This is a genomic window from Streptomyces sp. NPDC059668, assembly GCF_042734135.1.
In the GTDB taxonomy this organism is placed as follows: domain Bacteria; phylum Actinomycetota; class Actinomycetes; order Streptomycetales; family Streptomycetaceae; genus Streptomyces.
In genome coordinates, this window is record NZ_JBHWEL010000024.1 from 4,888 (window position 1) to 23,156 (window position 18,269).

General features: G+C 68.9%; 15 protein-coding genes. 14 read left to right on the top strand and 1 reads right to left on the bottom strand.

The features are described 5' to 3' along the window. Window positions 1-611 precede the first annotated feature (611 nt). Window positions 612-1,457 carry a C40 family peptidase gene (locus ACFV2J_RS19090; RefSeq protein WP_385084070.1) on the bottom strand — a complete coding sequence of 282 codons (846 nt, stop codon included), beginning with the start codon at window positions 1,455-1,457 and terminating at the stop codon, window positions 612-614. Window positions 1,458-2,177: 720 nt separating this feature from the next. On the opposite strand from ACFV2J_RS19090, the gene ACFV2J_RS19095 reads away from it, so the two are divergent. Genes ACFV2J_RS19095 through nuoN form a run of 14 tightly spaced genes read left to right on the top strand, consistent with a single transcriptional unit; the run spans window position 2,178 to window position 18,141 of the window. Next, complete coding sequence (locus tag ACFV2J_RS19095; RefSeq protein ID WP_007383963.1) at window positions 2,178-2,537, top strand: NADH-quinone oxidoreductase subunit A; 360 nt, start codon at window positions 2,178-2,180, stop codon at window positions 2,535-2,537. 14 nt (window positions 2,538-2,551) lie between these two features. Beyond that, window positions 2,552-3,106 carry an NADH-quinone oxidoreductase subunit B family protein gene (locus tag ACFV2J_RS19100; protein ID WP_007383964.1) on the top strand — a complete coding sequence of 185 codons (555 nt, stop codon included), beginning with the start codon at window positions 2,552-2,554 and terminating at the stop codon, window positions 3,104-3,106. Next, window positions 3,103-3,849, top strand: a complete 747-nt coding sequence (locus ACFV2J_RS19105) for an NADH-quinone oxidoreductase subunit C (protein WP_385084072.1) — start codon at window positions 3,103-3,105, stop codon at window positions 3,847-3,849. The genes ACFV2J_RS19100 and ACFV2J_RS19105 overlap by 4 nt, the downstream gene beginning before the upstream one ends. Continuing rightward, complete coding sequence (locus ACFV2J_RS19110) at window positions 3,846-5,180, top strand: NADH-quinone oxidoreductase subunit D (protein ID WP_385084074.1); 1,335 nt, start codon at window positions 3,846-3,848, stop codon at window positions 5,178-5,180. The genes ACFV2J_RS19105 and ACFV2J_RS19110 overlap by 4 nt, the downstream gene beginning before the upstream one ends. Window positions 5,181-5,209: 29 nt before the next feature. Beyond that, a complete protein-coding gene (gene nuoE / locus ACFV2J_RS19115) occupies window positions 5,210-6,019 on the top strand; it encodes an NADH-quinone oxidoreductase subunit NuoE (protein WP_385084098.1) in 810 nt (269 codons plus the stop codon). Continuing rightward, window positions 6,019-7,404 carry an NADH-quinone oxidoreductase subunit NuoF gene (gene nuoF, locus ACFV2J_RS19120; RefSeq protein WP_385084076.1) on the top strand — a complete coding sequence of 462 codons (1,386 nt, stop codon included), beginning with the start codon at window positions 6,019-6,021 and terminating at the stop codon, window positions 7,402-7,404. The genes nuoE and nuoF overlap by 1 nt, the downstream gene beginning before the upstream one ends. Then, the gene (locus ACFV2J_RS19125; protein ID WP_385439655.1) at window positions 7,401-9,905 is read left to right on the top strand and encodes an NADH-quinone oxidoreductase subunit G; all 2,505 of its coding nucleotides are present in this window, start codon (window positions 7,401-7,403) and stop codon (window positions 9,903-9,905) included. Before nuoF ends, ACFV2J_RS19125 begins: the two co-directional genes overlap by 4 nt. After that, window positions 9,902-11,284, top strand: coding sequence for an NADH-quinone oxidoreductase subunit NuoH (gene nuoH / locus ACFV2J_RS19130; protein ID WP_385084080.1), 1,383 nt, complete (start codon window positions 9,902-9,904; stop codon window positions 11,282-11,284). Before ACFV2J_RS19125 ends, nuoH begins: the two co-directional genes overlap by 4 nt. Next, the gene (gene nuoI, locus ACFV2J_RS19135; protein ID WP_385084082.1) at window positions 11,277-11,879 is read left to right on the top strand and encodes an NADH-quinone oxidoreductase subunit NuoI; all 603 of its coding nucleotides are present in this window, start codon (window positions 11,277-11,279) and stop codon (window positions 11,877-11,879) included. Before nuoH ends, nuoI begins: the two co-directional genes overlap by 8 nt. Further along, window positions 11,876-12,694 (top strand): NADH-quinone oxidoreductase subunit J, encoded by an 819-nt coding sequence (locus ACFV2J_RS19140; RefSeq protein ID WP_385084084.1) that lies wholly within the window; start codon window positions 11,876-11,878, stop codon window positions 12,692-12,694. The genes nuoI and ACFV2J_RS19140 overlap by 4 nt, the downstream gene beginning before the upstream one ends. Then, window positions 12,691-12,990: an NADH-quinone oxidoreductase subunit NuoK gene (nuoK, locus tag ACFV2J_RS19145; protein ID WP_018568277.1), complete on the top strand. Its 300-nt coding sequence runs from the start codon at window positions 12,691-12,693 to the stop codon at window positions 12,988-12,990. Before ACFV2J_RS19140 ends, nuoK begins: the two co-directional genes overlap by 4 nt. A gap of 14 nt (window positions 12,991-13,004) precedes the next feature. After that, complete coding sequence (gene nuoL, locus ACFV2J_RS19150) at window positions 13,005-14,918, top strand: NADH-quinone oxidoreductase subunit L (RefSeq protein ID WP_385084086.1); 1,914 nt, start codon at window positions 13,005-13,007, stop codon at window positions 14,916-14,918. 5 nt (window positions 14,919-14,923) lie between these two features. Then, a complete protein-coding gene (locus tag ACFV2J_RS19155; protein WP_385084088.1) occupies window positions 14,924-16,495 on the top strand; it encodes an NADH-quinone oxidoreductase subunit M in 1,572 nt (523 codons plus the stop codon). Then, complete coding sequence (gene nuoN / locus ACFV2J_RS19160) at window positions 16,492-18,141, top strand: NADH-quinone oxidoreductase subunit NuoN (protein WP_385439661.1); 1,650 nt, start codon at window positions 16,492-16,494, stop codon at window positions 18,139-18,141. Before ACFV2J_RS19155 ends, nuoN begins: the two co-directional genes overlap by 4 nt. The last annotated feature ends 128 nt before the right edge of the window (window positions 18,142-18,269 follow it).

Genomic DNA, 18,269 nt, shown 5'->3' on the forward strand with positions numbered 1-18,269 from the left:
AGGTACGCGCCACGGTTCACGGCAGGAGCGACGTGAGGGGTCCCCGCGCGGGGACCCCTCACGTCGCTCCTGCCGTGAACCGTGGCGCGTACCTCGGCGCGCCCCGGCAGGTCCACGCGGTCACTCCGGAGGGGCCGGTACGGGCAGAAGTGCCCTTTATGCGTACGGGGCGCACTCTCGTTCCGTCTGCGGCAGTTGACCCGTTACGGGTATGCCGAGCGGGATCTCACGCAGCGGCGGGCATGCTCGGCCGTAGCGCCGTAGCGCCGTAGCGCCGTAGCGCCGTAGCGCCGTAGCGCCGTAGCGCCGTAGCGCCGTGGCGGGCAGCGGCGGAGGAGGCCGCGGGTGCGTGGGGGCGCGGCTCGGGGATGCGGACCGCGGCTCGGGGCGCGGCTCGGCGTCGCGGGCGGCGCGGTGGCAGGTCCGCGGGCGGCGCCCGCGGGTGCGGCGGCCGGGGCGCATCCGGCGGCCGTCGCCGACGGGCTCGTCCCGGCGCTGGGAGGGCCCTCAGAGGCCCGAACGGGCCACGGTGGCCCCGCGGATACGACGACGGGGACCGCCGCCTTCAGGCGGCGGCCCTCAAGCCGTTGGACTTCTGACGCGGGTGCGGCTCAGAGAACGCGTACCGCGCCGGTGGCCGGGTAGCCCGACAGGTTCTGGATCACGACGCCCTTGGAGGGGTTGGCCGCGTCCAGGTACTGCCCGTTACCGATGTACACGCCCACGTGGTACGCCGAACCGGCCGAACCCCAGTACAGGATGTCGCCGACCTGGACGTTGGACAGCGAGACCGGCGTGCCGGACGTCGACTGGTCCTGGGAGACGCGCGGCAGGTCGACACCGACCTGCTTGAACGCGGCCTGCACGAGACCGGAGCAGTCCCAGGCGTTGGGGCCCGTCCCACCCATCACGTACGCGTCGCCGACCTGTGCCTTGAGGAAGGCGATGACGGTCGCGACGCTGCCGCTGGCCGGCGCCGAGACGGTCGAGGTCGTGGAGGCCGAGGTGGAGGCCGAAGCGGACAGGGTGGTCCGCGCGGCGGAGCGCGAGGCGGCCTGCTCGGCCGCGGCCTTGCGCGCGGCCTCGGCCTTCTTCTTGGCCTCCGCCTTCTTCTTGGCGTCGGCGAGGTCCGCCTTGGCCTGCTTCGCGGCATTTGCGGCTGCCGCGTCGCGCTCGGCCTGCAACTCGTAGTTGGCCGCGGCCTGCTGGGTGGCGTCCGCGGACTGGGCGACCTGGGTCGCGAGGTCGGCCGTCAGGGTCGGCAGTTCAAGGGTCTGCGTCACGGGCTCGGCCGCGCTCGCAGAGCCGGCCGCACCGGCGACGGCCAGGGTGCTGAGAACGCCACCGGCAACTCCGGCGCGCATCGCGAGCGTCGACGCGTTGCGGCGGGGCTTCCGGTGGCTACGTATGTGAGCGGTGTGGGACATGGGTACAACCGGTATCAGGGGCTCCCTCATACCTTCAAGAAACGTGTGGTGCGCCACAGTTGTTCAATCCGCGGCCGAATCCGGGTCGTGTCACTTCTTATTGACGCCGTAACGGGCATTGCGGACAGAGATGATCAAGCCTGTGATCATGCTGTTTCCGTAATACGCCCGAATTGCCCTCCGCCTACCACTCGTTGCGGCCGGTGGCCAAGCCCCGCTTATCTGGCGCATAGACAGATGTGGCACAGGTCACACAGCCGTCTCACGGATGGCATGCCGCGCGCGTAGATCCAGAGAGTTCCCTGCTCGTGAACGCGTGCACGCGTGGAGGTCGTCCACATCCGTCCACACCTCTCCCTCCGACGTGTGAACGGGCTCCTCTATCAAGCCTTCCCGTCCATCGCCAATTTGCATGCGAAGGAAGTCTCTTGATATGGAGACGTCCCCCCGGACCTGGGGTGACTTGCGGAAATGTCACCTCTGGTGACCGTGCGGACGCTTCGCGTGTGAAGATCACCGCTCATCCGACTTCATGATCCTTCGTCAGGTGGTGGAGATCACAAAGCTAGTGCAATACCCCGTGTCGCAGATCACAGACCGGCGGGCATAGGATGCGAGGCAGTTGGGCTTGTGACCTGCTTCACATGTACGCGATCTTCGTCGGGACGCACGGGGCTCGTGGGACGGGTGGGCGGAAGCTGGCCCGACGCAACCGCCAGCAGTCAGTGCCGACTGAGAGGAGCGAGGAGCGTGAACGCGTATGCGCCGATCCTCGTACTGGGAGCCCTCGGGGCAGGCTTTGCGATCTTCTCCGTGGTCATGGCCACGCTTATCGGTCCAAAGCGATACAACCGGGCCAAGCTCGAAGCTTACGAGTGCGGTATCGAGCCGACCCCTACGCCGGCCGGCGGCGGGCGCTTCCCGATCAAGTACTACCTGACGGCGATGCTCTTCATCGTCTTCGACATCGAGATCGTCTTCCTCTACCCCTGGGCCGTCACCTTCGACGCCCTGGGTGTTTTCGGGCTCGTGGAGATGCTGCTCTTCGTGCTCACCGTCTTCGTGGCGTACGCGTACGTATGGCGGCGCGGCGGCCTGGAATGGGACTGAGGGGCCTTTAAGACATGGGACTCGAAGAAAAGCTGCCGAGCGGATTCCTGCTGACCACCGTCGAGCAGGCCGCGGGCTGGGTGCGCAAGGCGTCCGTCTTCCCCGCCACGTTCGGACTCGCCTGCTGCGCCATCGAGATGATGACGACCGGCGCGGGCCGCTACGACCTGGCGCGCTTCGGCATGGAGGTCTTCCGCGGGTCACCGCGCCAGGCCGACCTCATGATCGTCGCCGGACGCGTCAGTCAGAAGATGGCGCCCGTTCTGCGGCAGGTCTATGACCAGATGCCCAACCCCAAGTGGGTGATCTCCATGGGCGTCTGTGCCTCATCGGGCGGAATGTTCAACAACTACGCCATTGTGCAGGGCGTCGACCACATCGTTCCGGTCGACATCTATCTGCCCGGCTGCCCGCCGCGGCCCGAGATGCTGATGGACGCGATTCTCAAGCTCCATCAGAAGATCCAGTCCTCGAAGCTCGGCGTGAACGCCGAGGAGGCGGCCCGCGAGGCGGAGGAAGCGGCGCTCAAGGCGCTCCCCACCATCGAGATGAAGGGCCTGCTGCGGTGAGCGACGCGAACGGCGCCGGCGACGGCGTGAACCCGGAGAAGGACCTCGGCGCGTCCAACCTGCCCGGCCAGCGTGGCGACGGCGGCGAGGAGATCCGCGTCCAGCGCGGGATGTTCGGCGCCAACAACGGCGGCGACACCTCCGGCTACGGCGGCCTGGTCCGCTCCGTCCGGCTGCCCGGCCCGGCCGGCCGCCCCTACGGCGGCTGGTTCGACGAGGTCGCCGACGAGCTGGAGGGCGCCCTGGAGGAACAGGGACTCGTCCCCGAGAACGCGATCGAGAAGACCATCGTCGACCGCGACGAGATCACCTTCCACATCGAACGCGAGTACCTGGTCCGGGTCGCCCAGACCCTCCGTGACGACCCGGCCCTCCGCTTCGAACTGTGCACGGGCGTGAGCGGAGTGCACTACCCCAGCGACAAGGGGCGCGAGCTGCACGCCGTCTACCACCTGCGCTCGATCACCCACAACCGGCTGATCCGGCTCGAGGTCAGTGCCCCCGACGCCGACCCGCACCTCCCGTCACTCGTCCCCGTCTATCCGACGAACGACTGGCACGAGCGCGAGGCGTACGACTTCTTCGGCCTGATCTTCGACGGTCACCCGGCGCTGACGCGGATCATGATGCCGGACGACTGGCAGGGCCATCCCCAGCGCAAGGACTATCCCCTCGGTGGCATCCCCATCGAGTACAAGGGCGCCCAGATCCCGGCTCCGGACCAGCGGAGGTCGTACTCATGAGCACGCAGACTCCTTCTTCTGCCGCATCCGCCCGCGAGACGACCGAGGGCACCGTCTACACGGTCACCGGTGGCGACTGGGACGAGATCGCGCAGTCCGCGGCGAGGTCCGACGACGAGCGCATCATCGTCAACATGGGCCCGCAGCACCCGTCCACGCACGGCGTGCTCCGGCTCATCCTGGAGATCGACGGCGAGACGGTCACCGAGGCCCGCTGCGGCATCGGCTACCTCCACACCGGAATCGAGAAGAACCTCGAATTCCGTACGTGGACGCAGGGCACCACGTTCGTGACGCGCATGGACTACCTGACGCCGTTCTTCAACGAGACGGCCTACTGCCTCGCGGTCGAGAAGCTCCTCGGCATCGAGGACCAGATCCCCGACCGGGCCACGATCATCCGCGTGCTCCTGATGGAGCTGAACCGGCTCTCCTCCCACCTGGTGTGCATCGCCACCGGCGGCATGGAGCTCGGCGCCACCACGATCATGATCTACGGCTTCCGTGACCGTGAACTGATCCTCGACATCTACGAGCTGATCACCGGCCTGCGGATGAACCACGCGTACATCCGCCCCGGCGGACTCGCCCAGGACCTGCCGCCCGGCGCGGTGGACCAGATCCGCGAGTTCGTGAAGAAGATGACGAAGAACCTTCCCGAGTACGACAAGCTCGCCACCGGGAACCCCATCTTCAAGGCCCGCATGCAGGACGTCGGCTATCTCGACCTGGCCGGCTGCATGGCCCTCGGCGCCACCGGACCCGTCCTGCGCTCGGCGGGCCTGCCGCACGACCTGCGCAAGTCCCAGCCGTACTGCGGCTACGAGACGTACGACTTCGAGATCCCCACCGCAGACACCTGCGACTCCTACGGGCGCTTCCTGATCCGCCTGGAGGAGATGCGCCAGTCGCTGCACATCGTCGAACAGTGCCTGGACCGGCTCCAGCCGGGGCCGGTCATGGTCGCCGACAAGAAGATCGCCTGGCCCGCGCAGCTCGCGCTAGGCCCCGACGGTCTGGGCAACTCCCTCGACCACATCAAGAAGATCATGGGCACCTCCATGGAGGCCCTGATCCACCACTTCAAGCTGGTGACCGAGGGCTTCCGCGTCCCGCCGGGACAGGCGTACGCGGCGGTCGAGTCGCCCAAGGGAGAACTCGGGGTGCACGCCGTGTCCGACGGAGGCACCCGCCCCTACCGGGTCCACTTCAGGGACCCGTCCTTCACCAACCTGCAGGCCATGGCGGCGATGTGCGAAGGCGGCCAGGTCGCCGACGTCATCGTCGCCGTCGCCTCCATCGACCCCGTGATGGGAGGCGTCGACCGGTGACCACCACCCCCGAGGGCGTCAGCCTGGGCATGCCCCGACTGCCCGCGCCCGACTACCCGGACGACGTTCGGACCCGGCTCGAAGCGGACGCGCGCGAGATCATCGCCCGCTACCCCGACTCCCGCTCGGCGCTCCTTCCGTTGCTGCACCTCGTGCAGTCGGAGGAGGGCCATGTCACGCGCACGGGGATGCAGTTCTGCGCGGACGTACTGAGCCTGACCACCGCCGAGGTCACCGCGGTCGCGACCTTCTACTCCATGTACCGGCGCAAGCCGAGCGGTGACTACCAGGTGGGTGTGTGCACCAACACCCTGTGCGCGGTCATGGGCGGCGACGCGATCTTCGACGCCCTCCAGGACCACCTGGGCGTCGGCAACGGCGAGACCACCGGTGACGGCAAGGTCACCCTGGAGCACATCGAGTGCAACGCGGCCTGCGACTTCGCACCCGTCGTGATGGTCAACTGGGAGTTCTTCGACAACCAGACCGTGGCCTCCGCGAAGCGCCTCGTCGACGACCTGCGCGCGGGAACAACGGTTGAGCCCACCCGCGGCGCCCCCCTCTGCACCTTCAAGGACACCGCCCGGATCCTGGCCGGCTTCCCCGACGAGCGCGCCGGGGCCGTCGAGGCGGGTGGCAGCGCGGGCCCCGCCTCGCTGACCGGCCTTCGCCTGGCCAAGGGCGAGAGCGGTGCCGCGCGCGTGGTCCACCCCCGAGGTGGAGGCGCGCCGCAGGACCAGCCGCCGGCCGAGCACCTGAGCTCGCACGACGCGCCGCAGGACACATCGGCCTCCGATCCGTCGCACCCGGCGGGTCCCACAGCCGAGGAGGGGGAGTGATGACGTTGGCACCCGAGAACGGGGGCACCGCCCGCGCGAGCGCATTCGAGCGAGGCGGCGATACCAGCCCCGAGAAGCTGCTCGCACCCGTGCTGTCGGCCTTCTGGGACGAGGAGAAGTCCTGGACCCTGGACGTCTACCGGAGGCACGAGGGGTACGAGGGACTGCGCAAGGCGCTGGCCATGTCGCCGGACGACCTGATCGCGTACGTCAAGGACTCCGGTCTGCGCGGCCGGGGCGGCGCGGGATTCCCCACGGGAATGAAGTGGCAGTTCATTCCGCAGGGCGATGGAAAACCCCACTATCTAGTTGTCAACGCCGACGAGTCGGAGCCGGGCACCTGCAAGGACATCCCGCTCCTCTTCGCGAACCCGCACAGCCTCATCGAGGGCATTGTGATCGCGTGTTATGCCATCCGGTCTTCGCATGCCTTCATCTATCTCCGCGGTGAAGTCGTCCCCGTGTTGCGGCGGTTGCACGAGGCCGTCCGTGAGGCCTACGAGGCCGGCTACCTCGGCGAGAACATCCTGGGCAGCGGACTCGATCTGCAGCTCACCGTGCACGCGGGCGCGGGCGCGTACATCTGCGGTGAGGAGACCGCGCTGCTCGACTCGCTCGAAGGCCGCCGTGGTCAACCGCGGCTTCGTCCCCCTTTCCCAGCCGTCGCAGGGCTCTATGCGTGCCCAACTGTCGTGAATAACGTCGAGTCGATCGCGTCAGTTCCCGCAATCCTGCAAAAAGGCAAGGAATGGTTCAGGTCGATGGGGAGCGAGAAGTCCCCGGGCTTCACGCTCTACTCGCTCAGCGGCCACGTCACCAGCCCCGGCCAGTACGAGGCCCCGCTCGGCATCACGCTCCGTCAACTCCTCGACATGAGCGGCGGGATGCGCGCCGGACACCGGCTGAAGTTCTGGACGCCGGGTGGCTCCTCGACGCCGATGTTCACCGAAGAACACCTCGACGTCCCTCTTGACTACGAAGGAGTGGGCGCCGCCGGTTCCATGCTCGGGACCAAGGCGCTCCAGTGCTTCGACGAGACGACCTGCGTCGTCCGGGCGGTCACCCGGTGGACCGAGTTCTACGCGCACGAGTCCTGCGGCAAGTGCACCCCGTGCCGCGAAGGGACCTACTGGCTCGTGCAGTTGCTGCGCGACATCGAGGCCGGCAAGGGCGTCATGTCCGACCTCGACAAGCTGAACGACATCGCCGACAACATCAACGGCAAGTCCTTCTGCGCCCTCGGCGACGGTGCCGCCTCGCCGATCTTCTCCTCGCTCAAGTACTTCCGCGAGGAGTACGAGCAGCACATCACGGGCCGCGGCTGCCCCTTCGACCCGGCCAGGTCGACGGCCTGGGCGGACAAGCACACGGAGGTGAACGCATGACGGTGACCACCAGCGCTCCCTCGGGAGGGGGAGAGGCGGCGGTTCCGCCGGAGGATCTCGTCTCGCTGACGATCGACGGCGCCGAGATCAGCGTGCCCAAGGGCACCCTGGTCATCCGCGCCGCGGAACAGCTCGGCATCGAGATCCCCCGCTTCTGCGACCACCCGCTTCTCGACCCGGCCGGCGCCTGCCGGCAGTGCATCGTCGAGGTCGAGGGACAGCGCAAGCCCATGGCGTCCTGCACGATCACGTGCACGGACGGGATGGTGGTGAAGACGCAGCTCACCTCGCCCGTCGCCGAGAAGGCCCAGTACGGCGTGATGGAGCTGCTGCTCATCAACCACCCGCTGGACTGCCCGGTCTGCGACAAGGGCGGCGAGTGCCCGCTCCAGAACCAGGCGATGTCGCACGGCGGCGCCGAATCCCGCTTCGAGGGAAAGAAGCGGACGTACGAGAAGCCGGTCCCGATCTCCACACAGGTGCTGCTCGACCGCGAGCGGTGCGTGCTGTGCGCCCGCTGCACCCGGTTCAGCAACCAGATCGCGGGCGACCCGATGATCGAGCTGATCGAGCGCGGGGCGCTCCAGCAGGTCGGAACCGGCGAGGGCGATCCCTTCGAGTCGTACTTCTCCGGCAACACGATCCAGATCTGCCCGGTCGGGGCCCTGACCTCGGCGGCGTACCGCTTCCGCTCGCGCCCCTTCGACCTCGTCTCCTCCCACTCGGTGTGCGAGCACTGCGCGGGCGGCTGCGCGACGCGCACGGATCACCGGCGCGGCAAGGTGATGCGGCGCCTCGCGTCTCCCGACCCGGAGGTCAACGAGGAGTGGCTGTGCGACAAGGGCCGCTTCGGCTTCCGGTACGCGCAGCAGCGTGACCGGCTGGAGACGCCTCTGGTGCGCGGCGCCTCCGGTGAACTGGAGCCCGCTTCCTGGCCGGAGGCACTGGAGGCCGCGGCCCGGGGACTGCTGGCGGCCCGGGGCAGGACCGGTGTCCTGACGGGCGGCCGGCTCACCGTCGAGGACGCCTACGCCTACAGCAAGTTCGCCCGCGTGGCCCTCGACACCAACGACATCGACTTCCGCGCGCGCGTGCACAGCGCCGAGGAGGCCGACTTCCTGGCGTCGCGCGTGGCCGGACGGGGACGGGACCTCGACGGTACGGGCGTCACGTACACGTCCCTGGAGAAGGCGCCCGCGGTTCTGCTCGTCGGCTTCGAGTCCGAGGAGGAGGCGCCGGGAGTCTTCCTGCGGCTGCGCAAGGCCTGGCGCGGACACGGGCAGCGGACCTTCTCTCTCGCCACGCACGAGACGCGCGGTCTGGCCAAGGCGGGAGGCACGCTGCTGCCCGCCGCGCCCGGTACCGAGACCGAGTGGCTGAACGCCCTCGCGAGCGGCGTCGGCCTGGAGGGCGACGGAGCCGTGGCCGCCGAGGCACTGCGCGGTGAAGGCGCCGTGATCGTCGTCGGCGAGCGGCTCGCCGCGGTGGCGGGCGGGCTCACCTCCGCCGTAAGGGCCGCGTCGGCCACGGGTGCCACGCTGGTGTGGATCCCGCGGCGGGCAGGGGAGCGCGGCGCCATCGAGGCGGGCGCTCTGCCGTCGCTGCTGCCGGGCGGACGTCCGGCCACCGACCCGCGCGCGCGGGAGGAGGTCGCCGCCGCCTGGGGCGTCTCCCAGCTCCCGCACCGCTACGGTCGCGACACCGGCCAGATCGTCGAGGCCGCCGCCGGCGGCGAACTGCAGGCGCTGGTGGTGGCGGGTGTGGAGGTCGACGACCTGCCCAACCCGGCACGCGCGCGTGCGGCGCTTTCGGAGATCGGCTTCCTGGTGTCGCTCGAACTGCGTCCCGGTGAGGTCACCGCACACGCGGATGTCGTCCTCCCGGTGGCCGCGGTCACCGAGAAGTCGGGCACCTTCCTCAACTGGGAAGGCCGGGCCCGCCTCTTCGAGGCCGCGCTCAAGCCGGAGCAGATGACCCGCAACCTGGCACCCACCGACGCGCGGGTGCTGCAGATGCTCGCCGACGCGATGGACGTGCACCTCGGTCTGCCGGACCTGCGCACCGCGCGCGGCGAGCTGGACCGGCTCGGCGCCTGGGGCGGTACGCGGGCCGCCGAACCCGTCGAGATCGCGGCGTCGCTGCCGCGTCCCGCCGCCGGGGAGGCCGTGCTCGCGGGACACCGCCTGCTGCTCGACCAAGGGCGCCTCCAGGAGGGCGACGAGGCGCTCGCCGGGACCCGGCACGCGGCACGCGCGCGCGTGTCGGCCGCCACGGCCGCCGAGGCGGGTGTCAAGGAGGGCGACCTCCTCGCCGTCACCGGCAGCGCCGGGACCGTCGCCCTGCCGCTGCAGATCACCGAGATGCCCGACCGCGTGGTCTGGCTCCCGCTGAACTCCGCCGGCGGGGGCGTCGCCTCCGACACGGGGGCGCTGCCCGGCGCACTCGTCCGCATCGGACCGGCGACGCTCGCCACCGAGGCCCCCAAGGAGGTGGAGGCATGACGCCGTACACGCCGTACCTCGCCACGGAAGACCTCTCCATGTTCGGCCGCGACCCCTGGTGGCTGGTCGTCGTCAAGGCGGTCTTCTGCTTCGCCTTCCTGATGATCACCGTGCTCTTCTCCATCGTGTGGGAGCGCAAGGTCGTCGCCTGGATGCAGCTGCGCATCGGCCCCAACCGGCACGGCCCCTGGGGCATGCTCCAGTCCCTCGCCGACGGCATCAAACTGATGCTCAAGGAAGACCTCGTCGTCAAACGCGCGGACAAGGTGGTCTACATCCTCGCGCCGGTCGTCGCGGCCATCCCGGCCTTCATGGCGATCGCGGTGATCCCCTTCGGACCCGCGGGCAACGAGATCTCCATCTTCGGGCACCGCACCACGATGCAGCTCACCGACCTGCCGATCGCGATGCTCTACATCCTCGCGGTCGCCTCCGTCGGCATCTACGGGATCGTGCTCGCGGGCTGGTCCTCCGGATCGACGTACCCGCTCCTGGGCGGACTGCGTTCCTGCGCGCAGATGATCTCCTACGAGATCGCCATGGGCGCCGCCTTCGCCTCGGTGTTCCTCTACTCCGGGTCGATGTCGACCTCGACGATCGTCGAGCAGCAGCACGACCGCTGGTACATCCTGCTGCTGCCGGTCTCCTTCGTGATCTACATCATCACGATGGTCGGCGAGACCAACCGCGCCCCCTTCGACATGCCGGAGTCCGAGGGCGACCTCGTCGGCGGCTTCAACACCGAGTACTCGTCCATCAAGTTCGCGCTGTTCATGCTCGCCGAGTACGTGAACATGGTGACGGTCTCGGCCGTGTCGACGACGCTCTTCCTGGGCGGCTGGCGGGCCCCGTGGCCGATCAGCACCTTCTGGGAGGGCGCCAACCACGGCTGGTGGCCGATGCTCTGGTTCGTGGTGAAGGTGCAGCTGCTGCTGTTCTTCTTCATCTGGCTGCGCGGCACGCTCCCGCGTGTCCGCTACGACCAGCTGATGAAGCTCGGCTGGAAGGTCCTCATCCCGGTCTCCGTGGTGTGGCTGATGCTCGTCGCGACCGTTCGGACCCTGAGGAACCAGCACTACGACTTCGCCGACATCGCGCTGTACGTCGGCGGCGGTGTCCTCGTGCTGCTGCTGATCTCGTTCGCGGTGGACATCTTCCGCGAGAAGCCCGAGGCCCGGGAGACGCCCGCCGAGACCGCAGCCTTCGATCCGATGGCCGGTGGGTTCCCGGTGCCTCCGCTGCCGGGACAGGAGCTGCCGCCGGTGCCGCGACGCCGCCCGCGCCGCGAGCGGGAGTTGATTGTCAGTGGTGGGTCCGATACTGCGAGTGACGGATCGGACGGCGGATCTCGTGACGGAAAGGAGGGGTCAGATGTCTGAGGTGCCGAAGGAGACCAAACCCGGTTTCCAGAACCCCGTCGCCGGCTTCGGCGTGACCTTCAAGGCCATGTTCAAGAAGCGGCTCACGGAGCAGTACCCGGAGCAGCACAAGACCACGGCCCCGCGGTTCCACGGCCGGCACCAGCTCAACCGCCATCCGGACGGCCTGGAGAAGTGCGTCGGCTGTGAGCTGTGCGCGTGGGCGTGCCCCGCGGACGCCATCTACGTGGAGGGCGCGGACAACACCGAGGAGGAGCGCTACTCGCCCGGTGAGCGCTACGGCCGCGTCTACCAGATCAACTACGCGCGCTGCATCCTGTGCGGTCTGTGCATCGAGGCATGCCCCACGCGCGCGCTGACGATGACGAACGAGTTCGAGCTCGCCGACAGCAGCCGCGCCAACCTCATCTACACCAAGGAGCAGCTGCTCGCCGGTCTGGAGGAGGGCATGGTGGAGTCACCGCACTCGATCTTCCCCGGGACGGACGAGCAGGACTACTACCGGGGTCTGGTCACGGAGGCGGCGCCCGGCACCGTGCGCCAAGTGGCCGTCTCCAAGGGCGAGAAGCCCGATGAGGAGGGGGTGGACGCATGAGCGCGCAGCTCGCCGCCTACTCCACCTCCACCGGAGAGGCCTTCCAGTTCTGGGTGCTCGGCACCGTCGCGGTGATCGGCGCCCTGTGCACCGTCTTCATGAAGAAGGCCGTGCACAGCGCGCTCTGCCTGGCCGGGACCATGATCGTCCTGGCGGTGTTCTATCTCGCCAACGGCGCCTATTTCCTGGGCATCGTGCAGATCGTCGTCTACACCGGCGCGATCATGATGCTGTTCCTGTTCGTGGTCATGCTCGTCGGCGTCACCGCGGCGGACTCCCTGAAGGAGACCATCAAGGGGCAGCGCTGGCTGGCCCTGGTCAGCGGTCTCGGCTTCGGCGTCCTGCTGATCGCGGGCATCGGCCACGCGTCCCTGACGGAGTTCAACGGCCTGGGCAAGGCCAACGCCAACGGGAACGTGGAGGGTCTCGCGGCCCTCATCTTCACGAAGTACGTGTTCGCCTTCGAGATCACCGGCGCGCTGCTCATCACGGCCGCCGTCGGCGCCATGGTGCTCACGCACCGGGAGCGCACCGAGCGTCCCAAGACCCAGCGCGAGCTGTCCGAGCAGCGGGTGCGGGAGGGCAAGCACCTGCCGCCGCTGCCGGCCCCGGGTGTCTACGCCCGGCACAACGCGGTGGACATCGCGGGTCTCCTCCCGGACGGCACTCCTTCGGAGCTGACCGTCAACAAGACGCTGCGGGAGCGCGGCCAGGTCCGTGACGTGTCCACCGAGGCGCTGAGCGATCTGAAGGCGCTGGAGCAGCGTGCCGAAGAACGCCTGGAGCGCACGAAGACGGAGGAGGCGTCCCAGTGAATCCGGTCAACTACCTCTATCTCGCCGCCCTGTTGTTCACGATCGGCGCCACCGGCGTGCTGATCAGGCGCAACGCGATCGTGGTGTTCATGTGTGTCGAGCTCATGCTCAACGCCTGCAACCTCGCGTTCGTCGTCTTCTCCCGCATGCACGGCAATCTCGACGGCCAGATCATCGCCTTCTTCACGATGGTGGTCGCCGCCGCGGAGGTCGTGGTCGGGCTCGCGATCATCGTGTCGCTGTTCCGTTCCCGCCACTCGGCCTCGGTCGACGACGCCAGCCTGATGAAGCTGTAAGGGGTCGCTGAATCGTGGAAGATCTGATTGCGCTGCTGGTAGCGGCGCCTCTGCTCGGAGCGGCCGTACTGCTGTGCGGTGGCCGGCGGCTCGATGCCGTCGGCCACTGGATCGGCACGGCGCTCGCGGCGGCCTCCTTCGTGATCGGCGCGGTCCTCTTCGCCGACATGCTGGGCAAGAGCGCCGCCGACCGGCCCCTCGGCCAGCACCTGTTCAGCTGGATCCCCGTCGCGGGCTTCCGGGCGGACGTCTCCTTCCAGCTCGACCAGCTGTCGATGACGTTCGTCCTGCTGATCACGGGCGTCGGCTCGCTGATCCACCTGTACTCCATCGGGTACATGGAGCACGACGAGCGGCGCCGCCGCTTCTTCGGCTATCTGAACCTGTTCCTCGCGGCGATGCTGCTGCTCGTCCTCGCGGACAACTACCTGCTGCTGTACGTCGGCTGGGAGGGCGTGGGCCTCGCCTCGTACCTGCTGATCGGCTTCTGGCAGCACAAGCCCAGTGCCGCCACCGCCGCGAAGAAGGCCTTCCTGGTCAACCGCGTCGGTGACATGGGTCTGTCGATCGCCATCATGCTGATGTTCACCACCTTCGGTACCTTCGCCTTCGGACCGGTGCTCGGCAGCGAGGGGCACCCGGGTCTGGTCGGCGGCGCCACCGAGGGCAAGCTCACCGCGGTCGCGCTGATGCTGCTGCTCGCCGCCTGCGGCAAGTCCGCCCAGGTGCCGCTGCAGTCCTGGCTCGGGGACGCGATGGAGGGCCCGACCCCGGTCTCGGCCCTCATCCACGCCGCGACGATGGTGACCGCCGGTGTCTACCTGATCGTCCGCTCCGGCGCCGTCTTCAACGCCGCGCCCGACGCGCAGCTGGTCGTCACCGTGGTCGGTGCGGTCACCCTGCTGTTCGGTGCGATCGTCGGTTGCGCGAAGGACGACATCAAGAAGGCGCTCGCCGGCTCGACGATGTCGCAGATCGGCTACATGGTGCTGGCCGCGGGCCTCGGCCCGATCGGTTACGTCTTCGCGATCATGCACCTGGTGACGCACGGCTTCTTCAAGGCCGGGCTCTTCCTCGGTGCCGGTTCGGTGATGCACGGGATGAACGACGAGGTCGACATGCGGAGGTACGGCGGCCTCAGGAAGTACATGCCGGTCACCTTCGTCACCTTCGGCCTCGGCTACCTCGCCATCATCGGTTTCCCGGGCCTGTCCGGCTTCTTCTCCAAGGACAAGATCATCGAGGCGGCCTTCGCCAAGGGCGGTATGGAGGGCTGGATCCTCGGCGGCGCCGCCCTCCTCGGTGCGGCGATCACCGCGTACTACATGACACGCGTGATGATCATGACCTTCTTCGGTGAGAAGCGCTGGCAGCCGGACGCGGAGGGCCACGAGCCGCACCCGCACGAGTCGCCCCGGTCCATGACGATCCCCATGATCGTGCTGGCCTTCGGCTCGGTCTTCGCGGGTGGCTTCTTCAGCATCGGTGACCGCTTCCTGCACTGGCTGGAGCCGATCACCGGACACTCGGAGGGCGACTCGCCCGTCAGCGCCCTCACGGTCACGCTGGCCACGATGGTCCTCCTGGTCGTCGGCGCGGGGATCGCCTACCTCCAGTACGGGCGCAGCCCCGTCCCGGCCGTCGCCCCGCGGGGTTCCCTGCTCACCCGGGCCGCCCGGCGCGACCTGCTCCAGGACGACTTCAACCACGTCGTGCTGGTGCGCGGCGGGGAGCACCTCACGCGCTCCCTGGTGTACCTCGACCACACCCTGGTCGACGGGGTCGTGAACGGCACGGCGGCCTCGATGGGCGGACTCTCCGGGCGGTTGCGCAAGCTGCAGAACGGTTATGCCCGCAGTTACGCGGTCTCGATGTTCGGCGGTGCGGCGGTCCTCATCGCCGCGACCCTGCTGATGAGGGCGGTCTGATACCGATGTCCTTTCCTCTGCTGACAGCGACGGCGGCGCTCCCGGCCCTCGGAGCGGTCGCCACGGCCGCCGTGCCGGCCGCGCGACGGGTCGCCGCCAAGTGGCTGGCGCTGCTCGTCTCGCTCGCCACACTCGTCCTGGCCGCGGTCGTGCTCGTACGGTTCGACCCCGGCGGCAACCGCTACCAGCTCACCGAGTCCCACCCCTGGATCAAGGACTTCGGGGTCCGGTACGAGCTGGGCGTGGACGGCATCGGGGTGGCGCTGGTCGCGCTGACCGCGCTGCTGATCCCGTTCGTGATCCTCGCGGGCTGGCACGACGCCGACCCGCAGGAGACCGGGAACACGCGCTGGCGGCCGACCCAGGGCTTCTTCGCCCTGATCCTGGCCGTCGAGGCGATGGTGATCATCTCCTTCGAGGCCACCGACGTCTTCCTCTTCTACATCTTCTTCGAAGCCATGCTGATCCCGATGTACTTCCTCATCGGCGGCTTCGGGGACAAGGCCCACGAGCACGGTGACGAGGTCGCGGCGACACAGCGGTCGTACGCCGCGGTGAAGTTCCTCCTCTACAACCTGGTCGGCGGCCTGATCATGCTGGCCGCGGTCATCGGCCTCTACGTGGTCGCCGGGAACTTCTCGCTCCAGGAGATCGTGCAGGCCCGCGCCAACGGCTCGCTGCACATGGCGACCAGCACGGAGCGGTGGCTGTTCCTGGGCTTCTTCTTCGCGTTCGCGGTGAAGGCACCGCTGTGGCCGCTGCACACCTGGCTGCCCAATGCCATGGGGGAGGCCACGGCCCCGGTCGCGGTCCTGATCACCGCGGTGGTCGACAAGGTCGGCACCTTCGCGATGCTCCGCTTCTGCCTCCAGCTCTTCCCCGAGGCCAGCAAGTGGGCGACGCCGGCCATCCTCGTCCTCGCCCTCATCAGCATCGTCTACGGGGCCCTGGTCGCGGTCGGCCAGCGGGACATCAAGCGGCTGGTGGCGTACGCGTCGATCTCGCACTTCGGCTTCATCATCCTGGGCATCTTCGCGATGACCAGTCAGGGCCAGTCGGGCGCGACGCTCTACATGGTCAACCACGGGATCTCGACGGCCGCGCTGATGCTGGTCGCGGGCTTCCTGATCTCGCGGCGCGGATCGCGTCTGATCGCCGACTACGGAGGGGTGCAGAAGGTCGCCCCGGTGCTCGCCGGCACCTTCCTGGTCGGCAGTCTCGCGACCCTCTCGCTTCCCGGGCTCGCGCCCTTCGTGAGCGAATTCCTCGTCCTGGTCGGCACGTTCACGCGGTACCCGGCCGTCGGCATCGTCGCCACCTTCGGCATCGTGCTCGCGGCGCTCTACACGCTCGTCCTGTACCAGCGGACGATGACGGGCCCGGTGAAGACCGAGGTCGCCGAGATGCCCGACCTCAGGGTGCGCGAGCTCCTGGTGGTCGCCCCGCTGATCGCCCTGCTGATCTTCCTGGGCGTCTACCCGAAGCCCGTCACCGACATCGTCAACCCCGCGGTCCAGCAGACCATGTCGGACGTACACAAAAAGGACCCCCAGCCCGAGGTGGAGGCGGCCAAGTGAGCGCAGCAGCCGTCCACAGCCTGTGGACAACCGCGGCGGAGCCGATCGCGAAGATCGACGCGCCGAAGATCGAATACGCGCAGTTGTCGCCCACCCTGATCGTCATCGGGGCGGCGCTCGTCGGGGTGCTGATCGAGGCCTTCGTCCCGCGCAAGTCCCGCTACTACGCCCAGGTGTTCGTGTCCGTCGTCGCGCTCGCCGCCGCCTTCGCCGCGGTGGTCGCGATGGCGGCGGGCGGCTACGGGACGACGAAGGCGCACATCGCGGCGATGGGCGCGATCGCCGTCGACGGACCCTCCCTGTTCCTCCAGGGCACGATCCTGCTGGCGGGCATCCTCGGCGTCTTCACGTTCGCCGAGCGCCGGCTCGACCCGGAGGCGCACGGCAACCGCGTCGACTCGTTCGCCGCGCAGGCCGCCTCCGTGCCCGGCAGCGACAGCGAGAAGGCCGCCGTGAAGGCCGGGTTCACCACCACCGAGGTGTTCCCGCTGCTGCTCTTCGCGATCGGCGGGATGCTGGTCTTCCCGTCGGCCAACGACCTGCTGACGCTCTTCATCGCGTTGGAGGTCTTCTCGCTGCCCCTGTACCTGCTGTGCGCAGTGGCCCGCCGCAAGCGGCTCATGTCGCAGGAGGCCGCGGTCAAGTACTTCCTGCTCGGTGCCTTCGCCTCCGCGTTCACCCTGTTCGGCATCGCCCTGCTCTACGGCTACGCGGGCTCGGTGTCGTACGCCAGGATCGCGCAGGTCGTCGACGGTACGGTCACCACGGTCGACCCGGCGCTCGCCGGCACCATGGGCAACGACGTGCTGCTGCTGATCGGCGCCGCGATGGTCGTCATGGGCCTGCTCTTCAAGGTCGGCGCGGTGCCCTTCCACATGTGGACGCCGGACGTCTACCAGGGCGCGCCGACCCCGGTCACGGGCTTCATGGCGGCGGCGACGAAGGTGGCCGCCTTCGGGGCGCTGCTGCGACTGCTGTACGTCGTCCTGCCCGGCCTGCGCTGGGACTGGCGGCCGGTCATGTGGGCCGTCGCGATCGTCACCATGCTGGGCGGCGCCATCGTCGCGATCACCCAGACCGACATCAAGCGCCTGCTGGCGTACTCGTCGATCGCGCACGCGGGCTTCATCCTCGCGGGTGTCATCGCGGCCTCGCCGGACGGTGTCTCGTCGGTCCTCTTCTATCTGGCCGCCTACTCGTTCGTGACGATCGGGGCCTTCGCGGTCGTGACCCTGGTCCGCGACGCGGGCGGCGAGGCGACCCACCTGTCCAAGTGGGCGGGCCTCGGACGGCGCTCCCCGCTGGTGGCCGCCGTCTTCGCCGTCTTCCTGCTGGCCTTCGCGGGCATTCCGCTGACCTCCGGCTTCGCCGGAAAGTTCGCCGTGTTCAAGGCGGCGGCGGAGGGCGGCGCGGGCGCGCTGGTCGTGGTCGGTGTGATCTCCTCGGCGATCGCGGCGTTCTTCTACATCCGGGTGATCGTGCTGATGTTCTTCAGCGAGCCGAAGCCGGAGGGGCCGACGGTCGCGGTGCCCTCGCCGCTGACCATGACGGCGATCGCCTTCGGCGTCGCGGTCACGCTGGTGCTGGGTGTCGCGCCCCAGTACTTCCTCGACCTGGCGAACCAGGCGGGCGTCTTCGTCCGCTGACCACGACCGCCCACGCCTCGGGCCCCCCCCCCCCCCCCCGGCGCGGCGCCCCCCCGGCTAACGGGCCCCCGTTGGGCCGGGGGCAGTGTGGGGCTGAAAAAAAAAAAACACCCCCCCCACACCCCCGG